Source organism: Ignatzschineria rhizosphaerae, assembly GCF_022655595.1.
Taxonomy (GTDB): domain Bacteria; phylum Pseudomonadota; class Gammaproteobacteria; order Cardiobacteriales; family Wohlfahrtiimonadaceae; genus Ignatzschineria; species Ignatzschineria rhizosphaerae.
The window spans coordinates 575,481-597,727 of record NZ_CP093379.1 but is presented as its reverse complement, the minus strand read 5'-3'; the positions used below and the strand labels follow the sequence as shown (position 1 = coordinate 597,727).

21 protein-coding genes and 2 tRNA genes are annotated in these 22,247 nt (G+C 38.9%); 5 read left to right on the top strand and 18 right to left on the bottom strand.

Translation table 11 applies throughout. The features are described from left to right. Positions 1-86 precede the first annotated feature (86 nt). Together MMG00_RS02725 and MMG00_RS02720 are read left to right on the top strand one after the other, a co-directional pair. Positions 87-1,952: a Na/Pi cotransporter family protein gene (locus MMG00_RS02725; protein WP_242151053.1), complete on the top strand. Its 1,866-nt coding sequence runs from the start codon at positions 87-89 to the stop codon at positions 1,950-1,952. 287 nt (positions 1,953-2,239) lie between these two features. Continuing rightward, entirely contained in the window at positions 2,240-2,836 is a 597-nt protein-coding gene (locus MMG00_RS02720; RefSeq protein WP_242151051.1) for a hypothetical protein, read from the top strand. A 57-nt stretch (positions 2,837-2,893) separates the two neighbouring features. Here the strand turns inward: MMG00_RS02720 and MMG00_RS02715 are convergent, their stop codons facing one another. The 12 genes from MMG00_RS02715 to MMG00_RS02660 form a co-directional block, all read right to left on the bottom strand. Next, complete coding sequence (locus tag MMG00_RS02715) at positions 2,894-3,127, bottom strand: DUF3820 family protein (protein WP_242151046.1); 234 nt, start codon at positions 3,125-3,127, stop codon at positions 2,894-2,896. A gap of 213 nt (positions 3,128-3,340) precedes the next feature. After that, positions 3,341-4,669 (bottom strand): tRNA uridine-5-carboxymethylaminomethyl(34) synthesis GTPase MnmE, encoded by a 1,329-nt coding sequence (gene mnmE, locus MMG00_RS02710; RefSeq protein ID WP_242151043.1) that lies wholly within the window; start codon positions 4,667-4,669, stop codon positions 3,341-3,343. An 89-nt stretch (positions 4,670-4,758) separates the two neighbouring features. Continuing rightward, a complete protein-coding gene (gene yidC / locus MMG00_RS02705; protein ID WP_242151041.1) occupies positions 4,759-6,504 on the bottom strand; it encodes a membrane protein insertase YidC in 1,746 nt (581 codons plus the stop codon). A gap of 40 nt (positions 6,505-6,544) precedes the next feature. Further along, entirely contained in the window at positions 6,545-6,754 is a 210-nt protein-coding gene (yidD, locus tag MMG00_RS02700) for a membrane protein insertion efficiency factor YidD (protein WP_242151037.1), read from the bottom strand. Beyond that, positions 6,739-7,125 (bottom strand): ribonuclease P protein component, encoded by a 387-nt coding sequence (gene rnpA / locus MMG00_RS02695; protein WP_242151034.1) that lies wholly within the window; start codon positions 7,123-7,125, stop codon positions 6,739-6,741. Before rnpA ends, yidD begins: the two co-directional genes overlap by 16 nt. An 88-nt stretch (positions 7,126-7,213) precedes the next feature. Further along, on the bottom strand, positions 7,214-7,348 hold the full coding sequence (gene rpmH, locus MMG00_RS02690; protein WP_026878661.1) for a 50S ribosomal protein L34: 135 nt from the start codon (positions 7,346-7,348) through the stop codon (positions 7,214-7,216). 190 nt (positions 7,349-7,538) lie between these two features. Then, positions 7,539-8,747: a methionine adenosyltransferase gene (gene metK / locus MMG00_RS02685; RefSeq protein ID WP_242151030.1), complete on the bottom strand. Its 1,209-nt coding sequence runs from the start codon at positions 8,745-8,747 to the stop codon at positions 7,539-7,541. Positions 8,748-8,989: 242 nt separating this feature from the next. After that, complete coding sequence (gene leuA, locus MMG00_RS02680) at positions 8,990-10,675, bottom strand: 2-isopropylmalate synthase (RefSeq protein WP_242151027.1); 1,686 nt, start codon at positions 10,673-10,675, stop codon at positions 8,990-8,992. 466 nt (positions 10,676-11,141) lie between these two features. Beyond that, the gene (locus MMG00_RS02675) at positions 11,142-11,408 is read right to left on the bottom strand and encodes an oxidative damage protection protein (RefSeq protein ID WP_242151023.1); all 267 of its coding nucleotides are present in this window, start codon (positions 11,406-11,408) and stop codon (positions 11,142-11,144) included. A 614-nt stretch (positions 11,409-12,022) separates the two neighbouring features. Next, positions 12,023-12,097: transfer RNA gene (locus MMG00_RS02670), tRNA-Gln, on the bottom strand. A 33-nt stretch (positions 12,098-12,130) separates the two neighbouring features. Further along, complete coding sequence (locus MMG00_RS02665) at positions 12,131-13,090, bottom strand: ribose-phosphate pyrophosphokinase (RefSeq protein WP_242151017.1); 960 nt, start codon at positions 13,088-13,090, stop codon at positions 12,131-12,133. Between the two features lie 119 nt (positions 13,091-13,209). Then, positions 13,210-13,284: transfer RNA gene (locus MMG00_RS02660), tRNA-Gln, on the bottom strand. A 183-nt stretch (positions 13,285-13,467) separates the two neighbouring features. Between MMG00_RS02660 and lolB the strand changes: the two genes are divergently transcribed. Together lolB and ispE are read left to right on the top strand one after the other, a co-directional pair. Beyond that, on the top strand, positions 13,468-14,028 hold the full coding sequence (gene lolB, locus MMG00_RS02655; RefSeq protein WP_242151012.1) for a lipoprotein insertase outer membrane protein LolB: 561 nt from the start codon (positions 13,468-13,470) through the stop codon (positions 14,026-14,028). Next, positions 14,028-14,873, top strand: coding sequence for a 4-(cytidine 5'-diphospho)-2-C-methyl-D-erythritol kinase (ispE, locus tag MMG00_RS02650; protein ID WP_255837370.1), 846 nt, complete (start codon positions 14,028-14,030; stop codon positions 14,871-14,873). Before lolB ends, ispE begins: the two co-directional genes overlap by 1 nt. Positions 14,874-15,067: 194 nt before the next feature. Here ispE and MMG00_RS02645 read toward each other — a convergent pair whose 3' ends face one another. From MMG00_RS02645 to MMG00_RS02635, 3 genes are all read right to left on the bottom strand, one after another. After that, complete coding sequence (locus MMG00_RS02645) at positions 15,068-16,600, bottom strand: B12-binding domain-containing radical SAM protein (protein WP_242151001.1); 1,533 nt, start codon at positions 16,598-16,600, stop codon at positions 15,068-15,070. Positions 16,601-16,742: 142 nt separating this feature from the next. Further along, a complete protein-coding gene (gene xpt, locus MMG00_RS02640; protein ID WP_242150996.1) occupies positions 16,743-17,312 on the bottom strand; it encodes a xanthine phosphoribosyltransferase in 570 nt (189 codons plus the stop codon). 317 nt (positions 17,313-17,629) lie between these two features. Further along, positions 17,630-18,448, bottom strand: a complete 819-nt coding sequence (locus tag MMG00_RS02635) for a nitrilase-related carbon-nitrogen hydrolase (RefSeq protein WP_242150992.1) — start codon at positions 18,446-18,448, stop codon at positions 17,630-17,632. 253 nt (positions 18,449-18,701) lie between these two features. Between MMG00_RS02635 and MMG00_RS02630 the strand changes: the two genes are divergently transcribed. Next, positions 18,702-20,618 (top strand): FUSC family protein, encoded by a 1,917-nt coding sequence (locus MMG00_RS02630; RefSeq protein WP_242150989.1) that lies wholly within the window; start codon positions 18,702-18,704, stop codon positions 20,616-20,618. 7 nt (positions 20,619-20,625) lie between these two features. On the opposite strand, the gene MMG00_RS02625 is transcribed toward MMG00_RS02630, so the two are convergent. The 3 genes from MMG00_RS02625 to MMG00_RS02615 all read right to left on the bottom strand — a co-directional run bounded on the left by MMG00_RS02625 (position 20,626) and on the right by MMG00_RS02615 (position 22,234). Beyond that, positions 20,626-21,078, bottom strand: a complete 453-nt coding sequence (locus MMG00_RS02625; protein WP_242150986.1) for a GNAT family N-acetyltransferase — start codon at positions 21,076-21,078, stop codon at positions 20,626-20,628. Next, the gene (locus MMG00_RS02620) at positions 21,062-21,496 is read right to left on the bottom strand and encodes a MerR family DNA-binding transcriptional regulator (RefSeq protein ID WP_242150982.1); all 435 of its coding nucleotides are present in this window, start codon (positions 21,494-21,496) and stop codon (positions 21,062-21,064) included. Before MMG00_RS02620 ends, MMG00_RS02625 begins: the two co-directional genes overlap by 17 nt. A gap of 96 nt (positions 21,497-21,592) precedes the next feature. Beyond that, the gene (locus MMG00_RS02615; RefSeq protein WP_242150979.1) at positions 21,593-22,234 is read right to left on the bottom strand and encodes a hypothetical protein; all 642 of its coding nucleotides are present in this window, start codon (positions 22,232-22,234) and stop codon (positions 21,593-21,595) included. Positions 22,235-22,247 lie beyond the last annotated feature (13 nt).

Here is a 22,247-nt window from a genome sequence, read left to right as displayed (position 1 = left end):
GCGTATTATCTCTATTAATAGAGAAGATATTCTAATATCTTTAATTAATAACCAATATTTTAAGCGCGCCCAAAAAGTGAGGAGCTGTGGTTAAAAAACTACTTCAAAATGCCGGCATTATTACCGTCATTACATTATTACTCTACTCTTTCTATCTCAACGCTAGTTGGCTGGAATTATGTACAGGATTAGCCTTCTTCTTATTTGGCATGCAAATCATGCAAGATGGATTAACAGCGCTTGCCGGTGGTAAATTAGAGAGAATCCTCGCAAAAAGTACAGGCACTCCAATAAAAAGCCTAATCTTTGGCGCTTGCTCCACAGTTATTTTACAATCAACAACTGTGGTATCTATGCTCATTATCGCCTTTATTAGCGCAAATCTCATCACGCTTGTTGCCGGTATTAGCATTATTATTGGCGCTAACTTTGGGGCAAATGCCGGCATTTGGTTATTAGCACTTGCTGGGCAAAATATCAGCTTAGGGCCTTTTGCCTACCCCATTATCGTTATTGGTATTCTCTCTTCCTTTATGGGAAAAACAGCAAAATCAGCAGGAAGAGTCCTCATCGGAATTGCCTTTATTCTCTTAGCCATTGACCTTATTAGAAATGGATTCTCTAGCTTTACACAAGATTTTGATATTCTCTCCTACGATCTCACCGGATGGAGTGGCACCTTTATCCTTGTGGGGATTGGCTTAGTTCTGACAATCATCTTACAATCTAGCCATGCAACCATTATGCTTATTTTGACGATGGTTTCTTTAGAGCAAATTACAACATCTCAAGGCTTTGCCGTGACTATCGGTGCGATGGTAGGAAGCTCGATCGCCACAGGTATTTTAGGATTTATTGGAAGCGATCGATCAGGAATGCGAGTGGCAGCCTCGCACATGATTTATAGCACAACGACTGGCATTATCATGCTATTACTCTTAAATCCTGTAATCTACCTCATTCATAAGATTGTTCTTATCACCCATATCAATCCGTTATTAGAAATTGCCCTCTTTTATACCTTTTTTAGTATCACAGGCTTTCTACTTTTTTGGCCAATTAAAGGCTATTTAGCAAAATTCTTAGAAAGAGTGATTCCTGCCCTACCAGAACCTCAAAAAATTGTTGATTCTACCGAAGAGTATACAGAAACAGATATTGAGATCGATGCAACACAACCTCGATTTTTACTAGAACCTGCTCTCTCTTCAACTCAAACGGCAACCCACGCAGTAATTCAAGAGCTCAGCTACCTCTCACGCATTAGCCTTGAAGTTATTTGTCATATTCTATTTTTAAAAACCGATGTCTTATCCGCCAAAGAGATCTCTAGCCGTAATATCAATGACTATAATGATCTTGAACCTGTCGATGCAGATTTACTTTATCGTAAACATATCAAGAATCTTTATAGTGAATTACTCACCTTTATCAGCAAGGTGGAATACCATGAATCAGATAGTCAATATCAAGAGATTCTATCAACCTCACAAATCATTGCTTTCAAGCTTGTTTCTGCTGTAAAAAATAGCCACCATCTACAAAAGAATCTGCGCTACTACCTCTCTAAAGATCAATCCCCGGCGCAAGCATTTTATATCTCTTTACGAGAATACATTATTTATAATCTTCGAATTGCCTATGAAATTCACTTTGATCAAAGTGAAGTAAGAGATAATCCTGAAATTATCGAAAAGCTCCATACACTACCGCTTAGTGAACTCATAGAAAAATCACGAAAATTTGAAGGTGAGTTTAGATCAAATGTCTATGCGGCTCTCAAAGAGAATAAAATCAATGGCTTTACCACAAGCTCAATCTTAAATGACCTAAATTATTCCACACAAATTGTTGAAAGCCTCTTTAATATTCTTAAAATTGTCGCTATTCAAGAAAATAATTTGTTACAAAATCTAGATGAGATTCTCCAAATTAATGAAGCGGAGCTTTAAAACCACAATCTTAAAACAAATACCGCCTAGATTGATCTCCTTGGAAATAGGGATTAATCCCGAGGAAAGCCTTTATTTTTCAGTACAAAATAGAGTACAATTGCATATTATGGTAAATAAATACCAATAACTATCTACTTTATTGTTATCTACAATAAAGCAGCTATGTTAATAACCCCTATTATTTATAGTAATGCTATGACAAAAAAATGCACATAATAGTGCCTTATACCTGTGATAGTTTTACTACTTCCTATTTTCTCACACCGATCTATAAGGACGTTAGAATGAAAAATATTACTAAAATGCTTTTAATTAGCTCAATTGCTTTTGCAGGATTAGTAGCATGCTCCGATGAATCGAAAGATTCAGTAGAATCTGCAAAACAACAAGCAGAACAAGTTGCTAAAAATGCAGAACATGAAGCAAAAAAAGTAGAAGAAGCGGCGAAAGAAAAAGCGGAAGCTGAGAAAAAAGCTGCTGATGAAGCTGCTAAAAAAGCGGAAGAAGATGCCAAAAAGCTTGCTGAAGCTGAAAAGAAAGCCGCTGAAGACGCCGCTAAAAAAGCTGAAGATGAAGCCAAAGAAAAGGCAGATGCTGAGAAAAAAGTAGCCGATGAAGCTGCTAAAGAGACAGAGAAAAAAGCTGAAACAATCGCTGATAAAACTGAAGAGTTAACAGATAAAGCAGCAGAAAAGGTAGAAGAAGCGAAAGAAGCGGCGGCTAAAAAAGCAGAAGAAAATAAAGAGAAAATCGAAGAAGCAAAACAAGCAGCGCAAGAAGCAGCCGCTGAAATTGCTGAAGAGATGAAAAAAGCTGCTGAAGAAGCAATGAATAAAACGGTTGAAGAGACAAAAAATGCCGCAGATGCCCTGAAAAACTAATTTTAGTCATGGGATCTTATTAAAAAAGCCTCACAAATTGTGAGGCTTTTTTTATCTTTACTCTATGGGAATTTTCCCCTTAAGTGGCTTGACTAAGCCATCTAAACCATCGACCTTTAGCATCAAGGCAAGCTCCATCAATTGCCCAAGCTCCCCTTTAGGAAAACCTTTATCCGCCCTTGTAAACCACAAAAGATACTCTTCTGGCAGATCAATAAGATAACGCCCTGCATAACGCCCAAAAGGCATCTTAATAGTCGCTAGTTTTAATAGATTTTCTTTACTTAACATTTGGGATTCTCAATCATATAACTTATAGTAAAATCGGTTTAAAAGTCACTGAATCAAATTGCCGTCGCATCGGTTATAAGAAGCGCAAGAATCGTTCTATCCGGCATCGTATAAGCTGATTTGATCCGCTCCTGTTTTACTTTTAAGATGGTTTTTCTTAAACCGAATCGACTATAAACCTATTTCACTATACATACCGCCCCTCAAAACCACTTATTTCCCGATACAAAAATTAGAGAAGATCTCCCCTAAGAGCGCATCAGAGCTAAACTCCCCTGTAATCTCCCCTAAGGCAATCTGCGCTAAACGAAGCTCTTCAGCCACAAGCTCAATCGCAACCTCTTCATGAATCAATCTTAATGCAATAGCAAAATGCTCTAAAACAGCTTTTAATGCCTGAATATGGCGCTCTCTAGCACTAAATTGTCCTTCTTGTGACTCAAAGCCTGCATAATTTAAAATTGCCGCTTTCACAGCTTCAATCCCAAGACCTTGCTTTGCACTAATGGCAATATACTCAGCATGCTCGCCAATTGTATTTCCAGAAATATCTGCTTTATTATGGATATTGATCACCGGAATATTTAAGGCAACAATATCATCATCAATACCGGTAAACTCTTGGGAGTCATCATGCATCCACAGCACAAGATCAGCGCCTGCCATCTCTCGTTTCGCTCGCTTGATTCCTTCTGCTTCAATTTGATCTGTTGTTTCACGAAGCCCCGCGGTATCAATAATATAAAGAGGAATTCCCTCAATAATAATACGCTCACGAAGCACATCTCGCGTTGTGCCTTCAATATCCGTGACTATTGCTGTCTCTTCACCAGATAATGCATTTAAGAGGCTAGACTTGCCGGCATTTGGCTTCCCTGCAATCACAACCTTTAATCCATCTGTTAAAACCTTACCATTCCCTGCTGATTTAAGTAACGCCGAGATCTGATCATTGAGACCATTTAACCCCTTAACAACATTACCATCTGAGATAAAATCAATATCTTCTTCACTAAAATCAATCGCCGCTTCAATATAGACTCGCATCATGACTAAAGCTTCTAAAAGCTCATTAACTTTTTTCGAAAAGTTCCCCGTCAAAGAGTTCATTGCCGCTTTTGCCTGCGCTTCACTTTGACTTACGATTAAGTCGTGAATTGCTTCTGCTTGGACAAGATCAAGCTTCCCATTGATAAATGCACGCTCAGAAAACTCCCCACGTCTTGCCATAATCGCCCCAAGCTCTAAGGTTCGTGAAAGAACTCGATTTAAAACCACTAACCCACCATGGCCTTGAAGCTCAATCACATCTTCCCCTGTAAATGAATTAGGCCCTTGATAATAGATCACAACCCCTTCATCGATTGTCTCCCCTTCTTTACCCAAAAAAGGCGAAAAATAGGCATGTCTTGGCTTTAAGTCCGTCAATTTTGTCATCTCTTTGACAATACGAATCGACTCACTTCCAGAAAGCCTTACAATACCAATCCCACCAATCGCAGTGCTTGTCGCAATTGCAGCAATCGTCTGATCTTTTAACACTTTTAATTCCTTATAAAAAACAATCCCCAATAAAGGGGATTGTTAGTTGTTACTGACAAATTGTCAAAACCTATTTTATCTTACATATTTTATGCTGAATGCTTTTTACTATCTCTTTCAACACGTTTCATAATAAATGTCTGTTGTAAGATTGTGAGTAAGTTGTTTGTAATCCAGTATAAAACAATACCTGCTGCAAACCACATAAACATGAATGTAAATACTACTGGTAACCATTTCATGATCTTTTGTTGCATTGGATCAGTTGGTGCTGGGTTTAAACGTTGTTGGAAGAACATCGTGATACCCATAATAACTGGTAAAATAAAGTACGGATCCATCTTCGATAAGTCATGAATCCAGAGAATCCATGGTGCTTGGCGAAGCTCAACACTTTCCATCAACATCCAAAAGAGTGCAATAAATACGGGGATTTGAATCACAATCGGCCAACAACCACCTAAAGGATTGATCTTCTCTTTACGATAAAGCTTCATCATCTCTTCAGATTGTTTTTGTCTGTTATCGGCATACTCTTCACGAATCAACGCAAGTTTCGGCGCAACGTTACGCATTCTTGCCATTGAGGTATAACCTTTATTAGCAAAGTAAAAGAGTGCTAATTTTACCGTTAAGGTTAAAAGAATAATTGACCAACCCCAGTTCCCGACAAATGAGTAGAAGAATTTAAGAAGCCAGAGCATTCCTGCTGAAATTGGGCTAAACCAACCAAAATCAAGCGTTAGATCTAAATATTCCGCAGTTTCTTCTAATTGTTCTTTTAATTTTGGACCAATATAGTAACGGCTCTCAAAGTTATAGCTTTCACCTGGTTTTACGGTTACCGTTGATTGATCCATCATACGAATAACATACGTATTTTGTGATGAATCTTTAAAGTCACCATATTGAAGTGTTTGAATCACGTTTTGCGTTTGTTTTGTTGCATCAATATCTTTACCAGGAATAGATGCAGCTACAAAATATTGCTCAATCATCGCAACCCAACCGCCTTCACCTCTAAACTCTTTCGGGCGATATTGCGTTACTTCATGACCTTGAGCATTAAATCCACGCTCTTTAGTGGTCATCTTGTCGTAAGCAAGTTTTTCATACTTAAAATCATTATTAGGAAGAGAGAATACACTACCATCAAAACTTGATGCACCAATGGCCGCACCTTTTTGTGCTTTTGGTTTTCTTGTTGCGATCTCACGATATTCACCACCAACCCAAACTTGATCTGAATGGTTTTCAAGTGTTTGTGAGAATCCTACATTATAAAGACCACGAGTAAACTCATAAGTTTTAGTAACTGTTAAACCAGTTGCCGGATCAACGTACGTTAAAGGAACAGTTAAATGCTCAGCATCTCCTAACTCATAGCGATTTTTTTCACTATTAAATACGGCATTTGTATGGTTAGGTGTACCTTCGTGAGTTTGACTTGATAATCCGGTACGAGTGACTTGGAAACGCTCTTGCGTATTATCCATCACTTTATACGGTTTATCTTGCTCTTCAAGGCTCTCTGGATATTGAAGAAGCCCAGCTTCGATAATATCTCCACCTTTCTTCGCAATTTTCATCTCATACACATCGGTAACGACCGTGATGTAATCCTCGACATTCATCGCCGTAGGTACTCCTTGATCACTTCCACCGATCACAGGAACAGATCCATCATTTGCGCCACCTTGTTGACTTCCTGGTACCGTTTGCTCTATCGGAGTGATAGGCGCTGGGTTTTTATATTCAACCCATTTGGTATAGAGAAAGTAAATGATGACAGCCAAAATCAATAAGAGAAAAAGACGCTGCTGATTATTCTGCATAAATAGTTTCTTTAATAAATGTTAATACAAATAGAGAGATCTAAGGTACAGGATCTTCTCCACCTTTACAAAAGGGCTGACAACGGACTAAACGCTTAATTGTCAGCCAGCTTCCTTTAATCGCGCCATAACGCGTAATTGCTTCCATTGCATAGGTCGAACAGCTCGGCTCGAACCGGCACTGATTTCCTACCCAAGGACTCAAAAAATACTTATAGCCTTTAATTAGCCAAATTAATATTGTCCGCATGTTTCGATAATCTTTTCCCAATGACGTTCAAGTGACGTATGAAGCGCCGCTCTATCTGCAACACTTGTCGTACCTCGACTCATAACAACAATATCAAGCCCTTTTAAAGAAGCTTGATGTAAACGAAATGACTCTCGAATGATACGCTTAATAAGATTACGATCAACGGCTTTTTTGAAGTTCTTTTTAGAAACAGCAAGCCCTAGTCTAGGCTGACTCTTCTCATGTGTAAAGTCTTCACCTTCGACTAATCGTTTTTTGACTAAAATTAAAAAAGCGCGATCTTTGAAACATCGATTTTTTTCAAACACAGCACTATAGTCTGCGGCAGTTAAGAGCCGTTTATCTCTTTCAAATCGAAGTTCTTTCATTATCAATGCTCATTACCAAAAACAAAAAGGCGCCTATTATTCAACGATAACAAGCGCCTCGAATCTTTAAAAAATAGACTCTATATAATTATGCTGATAAACGAGCACGTCCACGAGCACGGCGACGGTTGATAACTTTACGACCGTTTTTAGTTGCCATACGTGCACGGAATCCATGGTTACGTTTTCTTTTAATTAAACTTGGTTGAAATGTACGTTTCATCCCTAATTCCTTTATTTATATAAGTGACAATACGCGCAGCCAAACAAACTTTTTCTCTGCGAGTATCAAATTCATACTAAGACAACGGATTATTCTAGCTTTTTCCACTCCAAAGTCAAGAATAATTCATTATCTTCGTGTTCTTAATTTGCACAATATCCGGTCATTTAAGCCAGATCAACTGCTAAAACTAACGAGTTAAACCCGCATCTTCCCGAAGAAGATCTGCTTTATCTGTTTTTTCCCAACTAAATGCCGTCGCCTTCACTAACTGATCACTACCATCAAGATATTCAATTTCATAAGGATTACGTCCAAAATGCCCATAACTAGCAGTCGGTAGATAGATTGGGTGTAAAAGATCTAGCATCGTAATAATGCCATACGGACGAAGATCAAAATGCTTACGAACAAGCTCTTCAATCAGAGCTTCTGGCACTTTATTCGTTCCAAATGTCGTAATTGAAATAGATGTTGGCTCAGCTACACCAATTGCATAAGAGACTTGGATCTCACACTTATCAGCAAGGCCTGCTGCAACAATATTTTTGGCAACATAACGTCCAGCATAAGCCGCTGATCTATCGACTTTAGAAGGATCTTTACCAGAGAATGCTCCACCACCATGACGTGCCATACCGCCGTAAGTATCTACAATAATCTTACGTCCCGTTAAGCCGCAATCACCAACTGGCCCACCAATTGTGAAGCTTCCTGTTGGGTTAATATGGTATTTAGTCTCACTTGTGAGCCATTTTGCCGGTAATGTTTTCTTGATAATCAGCTCCATCACGGCTTCTTCAAGATCTTTTGCCTTCACTTCCTCATCATGTTGTGTTGATAAGACGACTGCGTCAATATGGGAAATTGAGCCATCATTATGATAAGCAAATGTCACCTGACTTTTCGCATCAGGACGAAGCCAAGAGAGCTGCTTACTTTTACGAGCTTCTGATTGGCACTCCATTAAACGATGGGCAAATGTAATTGGCGCTGGCATTAAGACATCTGTCTCATTAGAGGCATAGCCGAACATTAAACCTTGGTCACCGGCACCTTGCTCTTCTGGAAGTTTACGATCTACACCTTGCGCGATCTCTGAACTTTGCTTACCAATAATATTAAGTACACCGCAAGTTTTACCATCAAACCCAACATTAGAAGAATCATAACCAATATCGGTAATAACCCCTCGCACAAGATCCTCAAGATCAACCCAAGCATTCGTGCTTACTTCACCGGCAACAATCGCCACACCTGTTTTAACTAATGTCTCACACGCTACTCGTGCGCCTTTATCTTCCTTGATAATTGCATCAAGAACCGCATCAGAGATCTGATCTGCAACCTTATCAGGATGCCCTTCAGAAACTGATTCAGAGGTAAATAAATATGTCATACTACGCTTCTTTTAAATTTATTAGTAAATACAAACGATCATACAATATTAGGCAACGATTTACCCCAAGATCGCTTTTTGGATTTGGTGATTCTACCATTTTATCCCCTCCATTGCTGAATAAAATCATTATATAAAAGTAAAAAAAGCACCCTTTTTAGGGTGCTCTTCTCAATTTAGATAGATTAGATCTATCTAAATATTTTTTGAGAATGTTGAATCTATCCTCACCATTTGATCGCTTATTTCAAAGCAATTAAACCTTTATCAATCGCGCGGTTTAATGCAGAAATCACGGCTTTTAGTGATGAGCGTGAAGTATTGGCATGAGTTGCTGCGCCAAATAGTGTTTTATTATCGATCTGCATCTCTACATATGATACGGCGTGCGCTGATGAACCTTTACTTCTTGCATGTTCATTATAATCCACGACATCCACATCCCATCCAAAGAGCGTATTGACACCATTAACAAGCGCAGAGATAGGGCCATTTCCAGTTGCATCTAAAGATTTATCACCTAATGGGGTTTTAAGGGTTAACTTCATATGCGTATTCCCTTCTGTATCTTCTTCGATATCAATTGGCGTTTGGATTTCAAGCGCAGGTTTTGCATTAAAGTATTCTGCTTCAAAAATCTGATAGAGACGATCTGAAGTAAGCTCCACACCCTCACCATCTGCAAACATTTGCGCCACTTTACTAAATTCAATCTGTAAACGGCGCGGAAGCTCAATACCATGATCCTCTTCAAGCAAGTAAGTTACGCCACCTTTTCCAGATTGGCTATTAACGCGAATAACAGCTTCATAGGATCTACCAACATCAAATGGGTCAATCGGAAGATACGGCACTTTCCAGAATTGGTCAGGATTATCTTTAATATCTGATAACCCTTTACGAATCGCATCTTGATGCGAGCCTGAGAATGCGGTAAAGACAAGCTCACCAGCATAAGGATGACGAGGATGAACCGGAATATCCGTACAATATTCCACTTCTCTCACAACTGTATTCATTTTGCCAAAGTTTAATTTTGGATCAATCCCTTGTGAGTACATATTCATCGCAACCGTCACAATATCAACGTTACCAGTACGCTCACCATGACCAAATAAACATCCCTCAACACGATCAGCGCCTGCCATTAAACCAAGCTCTGTTGCCGCAACGGCGCAGCCTCTATCGTTATGCGTATGCAAGCTAATCACCACCGAATCACGGCGAGTAATATGATCACAGAACCATTCAATCTGATCGGCATAAACATTAGGCGTTGAAACCTCGACAGTTGCCGGCAAATTTAAAATCACCTTATTGTCAGGCGTTGGCTGATAAACATCACACACCGCTTCTGAGACTTCTAAAGAAAACTCTAACTCTGTATCTGAGAAGATCTCTGGTGAATACTCAAATGTCCATTTGGTATCTGGATACTTTAAGGATTCTGCCTTAATTAACTCTGCACCTTTTACCGCAAGCGCCTTAATCTGCTCTTTATCCATATTAAAGACCACTCGTCTAAAGGTTGGAGATACAGCGTTATAACAATGGACAATCACCTGCTTTGCACCTTTAAGGGATTCAAATGTGCGTTCAATTAATTCTTGTCTAGATTGTGTTAATACCTGAATAGTGACATCTTCAGGAATACGATTCTCATCAATCAATTTACGAATAAAATTAAATTCTGTATCTGATGCCGATGGAAATCCTACCTCAATCTCTTTAAAACCACACTCTACTAAAAGATCAAACATGCGGATTTTTTTCTCAACATCCATCGGCTCAATAAGGGACTGATTTCCATCACGAAGATCTGAGCTTAACCAGCGCGGTGCCTCTGTAATCTCTTTATTTGGCCATGTTCTATTTTGGTAATTAGGGGCTACAAAACGTTGATATTTAGTTGATGGATTTGCGATCATAATTATTTTCCTATTTTTAATACGCTCTGCTCTCGAGCTGTTATTCACTAACAATTTGTGTGTTTAAACGGTTTATTATTCTTTAATGCTGCCAGATTTTAGGCATGCGAAAGATCTCTTTGCCCTTTATTTAGGGTGCAAAAAAGAGAGTCGTAGGCTATATATCAAGGCATGCCAACGAACAATTGTGTCAAAAAAGATATTATTTTCTATAAACGAAACTGGAGCTTTCATTAAAATTACACCAACTAGCAAACTTCAAAAATCTATAAATAAGCAGATTTAGGCTGCAACCTTTGCGGTTACAGCAGAATAAGTCGTAGTTGTAGTAGTGTGTAATTTTTCGTATTCATAAAAAAGACCTTAACCCTTTTTTAAAAAACGGTCAAGGTCTTTTCATCTATTTCGATGATTCTTATAAAAATAAAACGTTCTTTATCTTGAAAAGCTCAAGGTAAACACTGATCTACTCAGGCTTAAATGCATCTGGAAGATCTGCACCGGAACCAAAGAAAAATTCATGCATCTGCTTTTCTAAAAATTCACGTGATTTTGGATCTAACGGATTAATACGATACTCATTGATTAAAATAGTTTGCGCTCTTAACCAATCTTGCCACGCTTCATTAGAGATATTTTCAAAAATTTGCTTCCCTAACTCCCCAGGATACATCTGTCTTGGCATTGCATCCGCTTCTTTCTGCAACTTTACACAAAATACTTTACGTGTCATACAAACCCTTTTAAATCTAATTCAATAAAAATAAGAACCTCACCCTAGCAAAGGTAAGAATTTTTAAATGCCTAGATCCATTATATAGAAGCAGTCAAGAGATTGCAGAGCTTTCATCGCTTTTTTAACACGAGAAAGGCGAGCTTCTAGCTTTAAGAGGTTAAAATGAACACACCTTTCGATATTACCCTTTCAAACAAAACTCTTCCTTTGTGTAGTAAAATCGGATGATAGTGAAATAACTTCAAAACAGGTTGATTTAAAGGCCGGCGCATCGGCTATTAACAATAAAAACATGCTCTATCTGGCATCTTGCAAGCGCTTTTTAATACTGCCCTTATAGATTTATGCAATGCTTGAGGAAATGCTCCATGCCCTTTCTAAAATCCTACCAGCTATTTAAGTCTTGTTTTTCTTAAACCGACTTTACTATAAAAACTACTGAATCGTATAAGCTGATTTGAAGCACTCACTAGACTACTTTGCACTGCTTATTAAACAATAATTGATATATTAGTTAGCCCTACAAGCAAGATTATACTTATCGACTTTGAATCATGAATATCACAAATAGCAAAAAGGCATTACGCTTATTACGTAATGCCTTTCTAATATGGCTGGGCTACCAGGATTCGAACCTGGGGATGGCGGGATCAAAACCCGCTGCCTTACCGCTTGGCTATAGCCCAATCAACTCGGATAATTATACTGTTTATTTTTGCTTAATCAAGCGTAAATAATGTACTAACTGACTCTTCTTCGTGAATTCTTAAAATAGTATTCGCAATGATGTCAGAGATTGAAAGCACACGGATCTTATCACATGCAATTGCCTCTTCACGAAGCGGAATTGTATCTGTCACGATCATTTCATCAAGACCTGAGTTCTCGATATTAAAAATTGCTTTACCTGAAAAAATAGGATGCGTACAGTAAGCTTTTACTGTTTTTGCGCCGCGCTCTTTAAGCACTTTTGCAGCCGCTCCTAATGTTCCTGCCGTATCAACGATATCATCAACAATGATACAATCACGACCTTCTACTTCACCAATGATATTCATGACTTCTGATACATTTGGTGCCGGGCGGCGTTTATCGATAATCACTAAATCAGCGCCAGGGATCTGTTTTGCCACAGAGCGTGCACGAAGTACACCACCAACATCTGGTGAAACAACCGTTACATTAGAACTATCATGCTTCATGATATCTGCTTGGATAACTGATGATGCATAGATATTATCTACAGGAATTTCAAAGAAACCTTGAATTTGATCAGCATGAAGATCAATTGTGAGGACTCTATCGCACCCTACGCTTGTGATCATATTTGCGACAACTTTTGCAGAGATCGGTACACGCGCTGAACGCGGACGACGATCTTGACGTGAGTAGCCATAATATGGAATAACAGCTGTGATTCTTCCAGCAGATGCACGACGAAGCGCATCGCAAGCAACCAAGAGTTCCATTAAGTTATCATTTGTTGGGTAGCATGTTGGTTGGATAAAAAAGACATCCTTACCACGGACATTTTCATTGATAGAGATCATGACTTCTCCATCTGAGAAGCGCCCTACTGTCGCATCTCCTAACTCAAGCCCTAAATGCTTGGCCACCTTATTAGCTAACTCTGGATTGGCGTTACCGGTAAACACCATCATCTGGTCTTTGCTGCTCATTACAAAGAATCCTCTATAAAAGTTTGGGTTTTACAATAGAAAAAAGGTATTGCCGCTAATTGTAATCGTTTCTTTGACATAATCAATACTTAATTACAGTGCAATACCTTTTATATATATGGCTGGGCTACCAGGATTCGAACCTGGGGATGGCGGGATCAAAACCCGCTGCCTTACCGCTTGGCTATAGCCCATCAGAAGAACAACTATTATAAACATCTTTTTAGGTTTGTCTAGCGTTATTTGTGAGCTCTTTTTACTCACCTAGACTTCTGTTTATAAGCTAATCCAACGTGTAGAATGTATCCCATCAAAGGCATTTAATCTCGAGCGCTGAATCAACGAGAACAATTCTAACAAACTTTTTTGAAAAAGCTATGAAACGAACAAAAATTATCCCACTTATTTTAACAACATTAACTTTAACTGCTTGTACCGTCCCTATGTATGAGACTTTAGAGGATGCTGAGAGTTATAAAGTTTTTGGTAGAACTGCCATTAAACACCCTTCTCAAAGCGGGCAAGTAAGCTTTGCAATTGAGCAAGCAAAGAATGAATCGGTCAATATTATTATTCAAGGTCCCTTTGCTCAAGGGCGTGTTGATATTGAGGTGGATGATAAAGAGACTTCTATCACTATCAATGAAGAGACCTTTAAAGATAAAAATCCAGATCGCCTCTTTGCCAATCTTACCGGCATTAATTGGCCTGTCTCAAACACGCAGCAATGGATTAAAGGCCGGACTAATAACGCAAAAACAAGAATTCTTTATGATGAGAAAACAGAGCTTCCAAGAACCTTCGTAGAAGATGGCTGGACGGTTACTTATGAAGAGTGGATTGAGAAGAACAGTATGAAGCTTCCTTTAAAAATGACTTTAACGCGCGGAGATGATATTCGTTTGCGCTTCCTTATTGATAACTGGATTATTCGCTAATGCTCTACTTTCCTGCTCCTGCAAAGATCAATCGCATGTTAAGAGTGATCCGCCGAGAAGAAAATGGCTATCACTATCTACAAACTGTCTTTCAATTTACCGATCTCTTTGATGAGATTGGTTTTGAAGTACGAGAAGATAATGAGATCCGCTTTAATTATGAGCATCTTGATTTCTCAAAGGAAGAGGATCTCATCTATCGTGCAATTACGGCACTCAAACACTATAGCAATAGTGATAAAGGGGTTACAATTGATCTTATCAAAAACCTACCAATGGGCGCTGGAATCGGTGGCGGCAGCTCTAATGCAGCAACAACATTAGTTGCACTCAATGCGTTATGGGAACTAAACCTTAGTCAAACAGCGCTTATAGAGATTGGTAAAAAAATCGGTGCAGATGTGCCAATATTTATCTATGGTAAAAGTGCTTGGGCGGAAGGAATTGGCGAGATTCTAACACCGCTTGAAATAAAGGAAGAAGAATTTACGCTTATTAACCCCGGTATTCATATTTCTACTAAGCTCATTTTTGAAAGTAGCGAGCTCCCAAGAAATAGCATGCTTTTCCCTGATAAGTATTTTGATCAAAGCCGAGCGATTAATGATTGCTTACCGGCAATTTATCATCACTATCCGGCAATGCGTTTAATTATGAATGCGCTTAACGAGCTTAACCTAAACCCCTACATCACTGGCACAGGATCTTGCATATTTGTCCCTAAAATGGATGCTGAGCAATCCTTACTTCTCAGCTCTCTTGCCAAAGAACAAGGCTGGGAGCTCTTGCCATTTAAAAGCCTCAATCAATCTTTACTTTATGAGAATGCGCCAATTGCTTTGTAGTGAATAGAGCTTCATTACTCAACATTTAAATAGACTAAAAACATTAAAAGCATAATGATCGTTAAGCTCATTATGCTTTTTTACTATGGCGAGATTGGTTTAAAATTACTGAATCAAATTGTCGACGAATCAGTTATGAAATGTGATAGATCCGTTATATCCAGCATCATACAAGCTGGTTTGATACATTCTTATTATGCCCGATGCTGACGCTGCCTTTGTGGCAATGCTTCATTACCTTCATCTTGCGGACCAAAGAGGCGATCATCGGGTCTTTCTCCTAAATATTTAGGCCAACCCTTAATGCCGGTACGAAGGAAATCTTCACGCATTACGGCGCGAACCTCATCAATAGTGAGCTTTCTCTCTTGTGTTAAATAATCAAAGATTGCTCTAAAGAGTCTATCTAATGCAATACCATAAGCTCTGCCAAAATGCTTGGAGAGCGCTGCGGCTAATGCTCTAAAATTCTCAAAAGGAAGATCGCCTAAAATTAGCGCCAAACTCTCCTTAAATCGCCCTGAATTCGCAATGCTATCCCAAAATTTTGCAAAACGCTCCATCTCCATCACTTGCACAAATGGCATCTCCCGATTTTTAAGAATCGAGTATGGTGGCTCTTGACTAAAGCTATATTGATATTCACTACTATGGCGAATAATCGGCACGCCTTTTAACCGCTTTAAGATCCCCACTTGAATCTCTTGCGGCTCCCAGCTCCAAAGCTCATTAAAACCCTTGGCAAAACTCTCCAAATCTTCATCCGGCAATCCTACAATTAAATCCACATGCAGATGAACATCTGTATGTTTAGAAAGCCACGAAATATTCTCTTTCGCCGCGACTAAATTGGTTTTACGGGAGATCAGATGCTGCGTTGTTGGATTTAAAGTTTGAATACCGATCTCAAACTGAAGTGAGCCATTTGGGAATTGTAATATTTTTGCTTTAAGCTCTTCAGAGAGATAATCCGGTACTAATTCAAAATGCAGAAATAGCGCTTCTTCTGGATTTTCTGCAAGCTTATCTAAGAAGAAATCTAAAATCGCTAGCGTAAAATCTTTCTTTAAGTTAAAGGTTCTATCGACAAATTTAAATTGACGAAGCCCACGAACATAAAGATCATCCATCGCTTCTAAAAATGGTTCAAGTGGAAAGCGCCAAGCTGTTTTATCTAAACTTGAAAGGCAAAATTCACACTTAAAAGGACAACCTCGAGAAGCTTCAATATAAATAGTGCGATGCTTAATATCCTCTTCATTGTAAAGATAATAAGGGAGTTTAATCTCCTCTAAAGGTGGCTCAATTCCTTTGATCACCTTCGTTTCCCAAGGTTTCTCTTCTACTAATAAAGATTTTGCCAATTGGTAGAAACTCACATCTCCCCAGCCTGTGATGAGATAGTCCACTAAAGGATAGATTTCGGTATCATCATACTCATAAGAGACTTCCGGCCCACCAATAGTGATGATTACCTCCGGCATTAATGCCCGAAGATCTTTTATCAGAGACGTAGTTTCTAAAAAATTCCAGATATAGATGCCAAAAGAGACAATCTTGGGGTTACGGCGATAGATCTCTTCTAGCATCGCCTCTTTATTTTGCTGAATGGTAAATTCCACAATCTCCGCCCGATCTTCTAACTCATGAAGATTTGCCTTGAGGTAACGCAGCCCCAATGAAGCATGAGAATATCGTGCATTGAGCGTAATTAATAAAATATCCATTCCTATCCTTACCTAACCACAATTCATACAAAAATCGCTTCCCTCAAAACTTGATACGGATACCAACCTTTGAGCTAGAAGCGATCTGCTTAATCTAAAGGCTATTATGCCATTAGATTCAAATAGTTTATATTTTTTACAATTAATCGATAAATTGCACTTTACCGCCCGCAAGTGAGCCAACGCGCGCTAATGATTGTACATTAATACCAAGATCGACTAAACGCTGATGACCTTCTTGGAAGCTCTTCTCAATGATAAAGCCCATTCCAGAAAGTGTTGCGCCTGCTTGGTCAATCAGTGATTTCACTCCTAATGCCGCATTACCATTTGCTAAAAAGTCATCAATAAATAAGACATTATCATCTTTTGAGAGATACTCTTCGCTCACACAAACATCATAGGTGCGATCTTTAGTGAAAGAGTAAACAGATGAAAGATACATTTTCTCCATTGTTTTTGGTGTTTTCTTTTTAACAAAAACAACCGGCAATTCAAGAAGATACCCCAGCATAATTGCTGGCGCAATACCACTTGCTTCAATTGTAATAATCTTATTAATTGGAAGATTGGCAAAACGGCGAACAAACTCAACCGCAATAGACTTCATTAAAATCGGGTCCATTTGATGGTTAATAAAGCTATCAACCTTCAATGTCCCATCATCGAACGCTAAACCGTCTTGGATAATTCTGTCGTGGAGTAATTTCATGAAAAACCTTCGATATGCATCTGCATGCTATCTGCTATCTGCTATTTAAGTAATATAATGTGGTTTTTTAGAGCATCCGACTCTATGCCCCACATATAAAAAATTTGTGCAATATTATAGCCTAGATCTAGGAAATCTGCCCGTTTTCTTCTGCCTATGGTGAATGTTTTAGCGATCCTTCATCAATGCAATGCTTAATATCCAAAAATCCCATTCAATTAAATTCACTAGCCATTGCCTAGTAAATCCTTTTTATGATTCCCATTATTCAAGGCCTTAAAAACACATAACAATATCTTTAAGAAAGGTTCCGCTAGTTACTGAATTTTAAGATAAGAATACTCCCCATCAACTTCGATCTCACTTTGATAAGGTAATGCTCTTTCATTAAGATAATGATAATCCTTTTGATACTCTCTGCGTTTTAAGGGATCGATCTGGATCTGTAAGGTCATCTCTTCCCTGCCGGCTTCACAAAGCGTTCCCCCAAAAGGATCAACAACACAGCTTCCACCTGCAAACTGATGTCCAAAGCTATCTTGACCCACACGATTGACAAAGGCTGCAAAGAACTGATTCTCCTGCGCTCTAGCCTTAATTGCCGTGCGATGGGTTTCACCATAAGGATCCATATTACCATTCACAACTAATAATAGATCAGCATCTAACAGCGCATTCGCACGTCCCGATTCTGGGAACTCAATATCAAAACAGATTAAAAGCCCAATGCGGATTCCTCGCCAGTCAAAACTAATAAACTGATCCCCTGGCGTAAAAAGCCCTTGGTCGGTTAGCCACATATGGGTTTTACGGTAAGTCGCGATATGGCCTTTCTCAGGATCGATAAAAACAGCGCTATTATAATAAGCACCATTTTGCGCTTCACAAATACCGGCAAGTACGGCAATACCTTTTGCTCTCGCTTCCCTTTCTAAGGTTTGAATAATATTGCCATTTAGCGTTTGTGAATATTCTGGCGCATTCTCATGGGTAGGAAAACCACTAAAGCAGGTTTCAGGGAATATTATAATATCGCTTGTTGCTTGCGCTTTACGAATATATCCAACCACTTTTGCTAAATTGCCGGCAATATCCCCATCGATAAAAGCAATTTGCGCCAACTCTAATGTCACCATAACTTCCCTTCTCCCTTTTTTATCGAAGATTTTTTATCAAATCCTGATGATTAAACTTCCCTCGATAGTAGCATGTTTTATTGCCTAGAAAATTTCCCCCTATAAATAGTTTTCGACTATAAAAAATAGCCGCTAAATAAGCTTTATTATTATCGCCTTAACCTCAATCTCTTTCTTTTTACCCGTAGCGACTTCAGCGAGAATCCTGATTATCTCGTATAATACTTCTTTTAGATGGTTCAAAAGGAGCATTATGAACGTTAAAGAGAAGGTTTGGGATATTCTCAAAGAGGCCATTTCTGTCAATAATCGTGCGTTTCCGTGGGAGCGCGCAATTGGGGCTGGAATCTCTATGGCGCTACCTATCTTTATCGGAATCTGGCTCGACCAATTACAATATGGGCTTATTGCCGGTCTTGGTGGATTTACCTATCTCTATGCTTTTAGATTACCCTACGCTCACCTCTCTAAACGGCTCTTCTTTGTTGCGATCTCTATCGTCATCGCTTCACTTCTCGGCTCGCTACTAGCACCTTTCCCATTAGCTGTTGCGATTGTCATGGGTTTGATCTCTGCCGGCATGCTCTTTATCTTTAATGCACTAAAATTTATCGGCCCATCTTCAATCTTCTTTGTCCTTATCTTTGCTATTACCGCAGATATGCCGACAACAGATATTGCGGGGAGTTTGATGCGCTCAGGATTAATCGCTATTGGCGCTTTTACTTCTTGGCTAATTGCGATGAGCGGTTTTTTAATCAATCCCCATCGCCCTGAAATCCTTGCCGTAAAACGTGCCTACCAACAACTCATTAAACTTACAGAGAGCATTGGCACATCACAATTCTCTCAAGAAAAATATCGCACCATGGGCGCATTTAAAGAAGCCGAAGAAACACTTATTGCCGGAGAATTACCATGGTCTCCTTCTGAAACTTATACCCGATTACTACATCTTGCACTTGAAGGTAATGAGTATTTTCTCTATCTCATGAACCAATATGCTGATGACAACAGCGCTCCAATCCCCAAAGTCTCCGCATTTTTAAAAACTATTGAAAAAGCTCTTTCTAAAAATTTAAAACATTTAGATAAGCTGCATGAAACGTTAGAAGTTCCGACACTTCCTGATCATAATCTCAAAAAGCATCTTGATAAAATGCGCATCGCACTCACGGATAATATTACAGATCTTAAGCCCATCACGCTTGAGAAACGCTACAGTATTCAAGATATTTTAAGTAATGCCTTTGACCGAAACTCGTTAGTATTCCTTACCGCGCTTCGCTTTGGCGTCATTACGACGCTTGCAGCATTGGTTGCTTATAGCTTTGATTTTACTAGATCTTATTGGATTCCCCTTTCCTGCGTTGCCGTGATGTCCGGCGCATCGATGATTGCCACTTTCCATAGAGCCTTACAACGCTCTATCGGCACAGTTATCGGGATTATTATTGCTAGCTGCATTTTATACTTTAAGCCTTCTGGCTATCCTATCGCACTTTTCATTCTCTTTTTTACAGCAACCATTGAACTCTTTATCGTCAAAAATTACGGATTGGCTGTGATTTTTATTACACCCAACGCACTCTTACTAGCAGAAACGATTACCAGCGGTGAATTCTCCTTCTTTCACTTCTCAACAGCGAGAATCATTGATGTAGTTATTGGAAGTGCCATTGGACTTTTCGGCGTGATTTTAATGGGAAAACGTTCAGCCTCTGTGAGGATCCCCAGAATTTTAATGCGAACCTTACGAAACCAATCACAAATGATTTTGCTACTCTTCTCTAAGGAGCGCCAAAGCACCCAAAGCCAGATTGAAGCTCGCTTAGTAAAAATGCGCACCAACCTTGCCAATCTCACAGCGCTTTATGATGCGGCAATTGGCGAAATTCCGAAGGAACGTGAACTTATCGAATATTATTGGCCGATTATCTACTCTATTGAAAAGCTCGCTTTCCTATTAGAACGCGCAGCAGAAACCTCCAATAGACCAGAACTTCCTGAAAACGAATTAGCATCGCTTCTCTATCTTTTTGAAACATTAGCAAACTCCGCTAAATTCTCTGAAATTGAAGAACTAAAACCAATCCCGGAAATTCCTGGATTTCATAGTATTGAGAGAGAGATAGAGACTTTGCAACGAGCTTTTATTATTCCGCAATAATTAAGGGCTAACAAGAAGCCCTTAACTTCAGTGTCAACGTGGGATAAGGCTTACCGGAGCCATCTAGCTCACTACGTTTGATAACTTCAAAGCCCTGATGCTGATAAAATGCTAATGCTTGCCCATTTTGTTCATTCACATCTAACTCGTTAATCCTTAACTGATCTATTCCAAATCGTAATAATGCTTTACCAATTCCTTGCCCCCGAAATGGATCATCAATAAACAACATCTCGATGCGATTTTCTAATACACCTAAAAATCCGGAAATCTCCCTCCCTTTAGTAAAAACTGCTTTATATAATGTTACTTGCGGAAAATATGCCGGAATTAATTGTTTTTGAATTTCTGTAAAATCATCTTCTTGTAAAAAATCATGGGTTGCTAAAACGGCACTCTCCCAGATTTGTTGTAATCTTGGATAATCCACACTACTTACTTTCTCAATTTGAATCTTCATTGTTTCTCACTCTTTTTACAAAGAACTCATCATAAATGGCGATCAGCTCTTGATTCATTTTCCAATCTTGCCAAGTTGGCATCTGATTACTGAGGATCTTCTCAACGATACTCGCTAATTGAGATTCAAGTTGTTGTAGTGCATAAATCTCTGTAGATAACACTCTTAACTGCTGTTTTAATATATTTAAAATCCCTTCAGGGTATGCTTTTAACGCAATATCAACTTCCTGCAAAGGTATTCCGACTCGACTTAAACAAAGAATCTGCATCAGTTTTAACACATTGTTTTCATCATATAGTCGATAGCCAGAAGCCGTTCGCTCAATAGGTATTAACAGCCCAATATCCTCATAGTGATGCAGTGTTCGCACACTGATATTCGCAAGCTTTGCAAGCTCACCGACTTTCCAATACATTTCACAACACCTCAATAATCTAGGGAGAAGGATAATGCCTCACGTAAGGTGAGAGTCAAGAAAATAGTACTTATAATCTTCCTCCCCGATCATTACTCAATTCAAAGAGCCCGTTGCCGGCACTAAACGCGCAATATCTTGTGGTTTTAAAGGAATATTAAAGGCTTCAATCGCTTTTTGGCAAGATGCTGAAAGTAGAATCTCCCTTACAAAGGATTCCCTGTAAGGATGGCGATAAGCAATTTTTTCATCAAAATTATAGTTAATCGTTTGATCAATACAGAAAAGCTCTACCCTTGGAATTGTCGGATGAAGTACCGTAATTGATGCTTCCCCGTAACTATCATATTTTGTTTCTACCACAAAGATAAAAGGCGTCTCATCTATCAGTTTAGGTAAAACAAAAGGTTCATTAGCAATATAATGAACATCTAAAAAATCTCCAGTAAGCGCATCATCAATAGATTTACTGAGCTCTAGCGCTAAAACATTCACAAACTGAAAATCCTCTACCGTCTCTACAAAATCCCCTTTTGTATCATTGCGGTAGATAATCTGACTCTTATCATCTTTCCCGCGGCAACTAAAGTTTGCATTAGCAACCGGTAAATTAGCCGGAAATGGTATCAAGACTTCCATTTCACCATCACTATCATGATCTTGGCAAATATACTCATTCGCCGAAATATTAAGCGCCATCATCAGTAGTAAAATCATACTACTAAGCCATCTATTCATGCATTATTTCCTA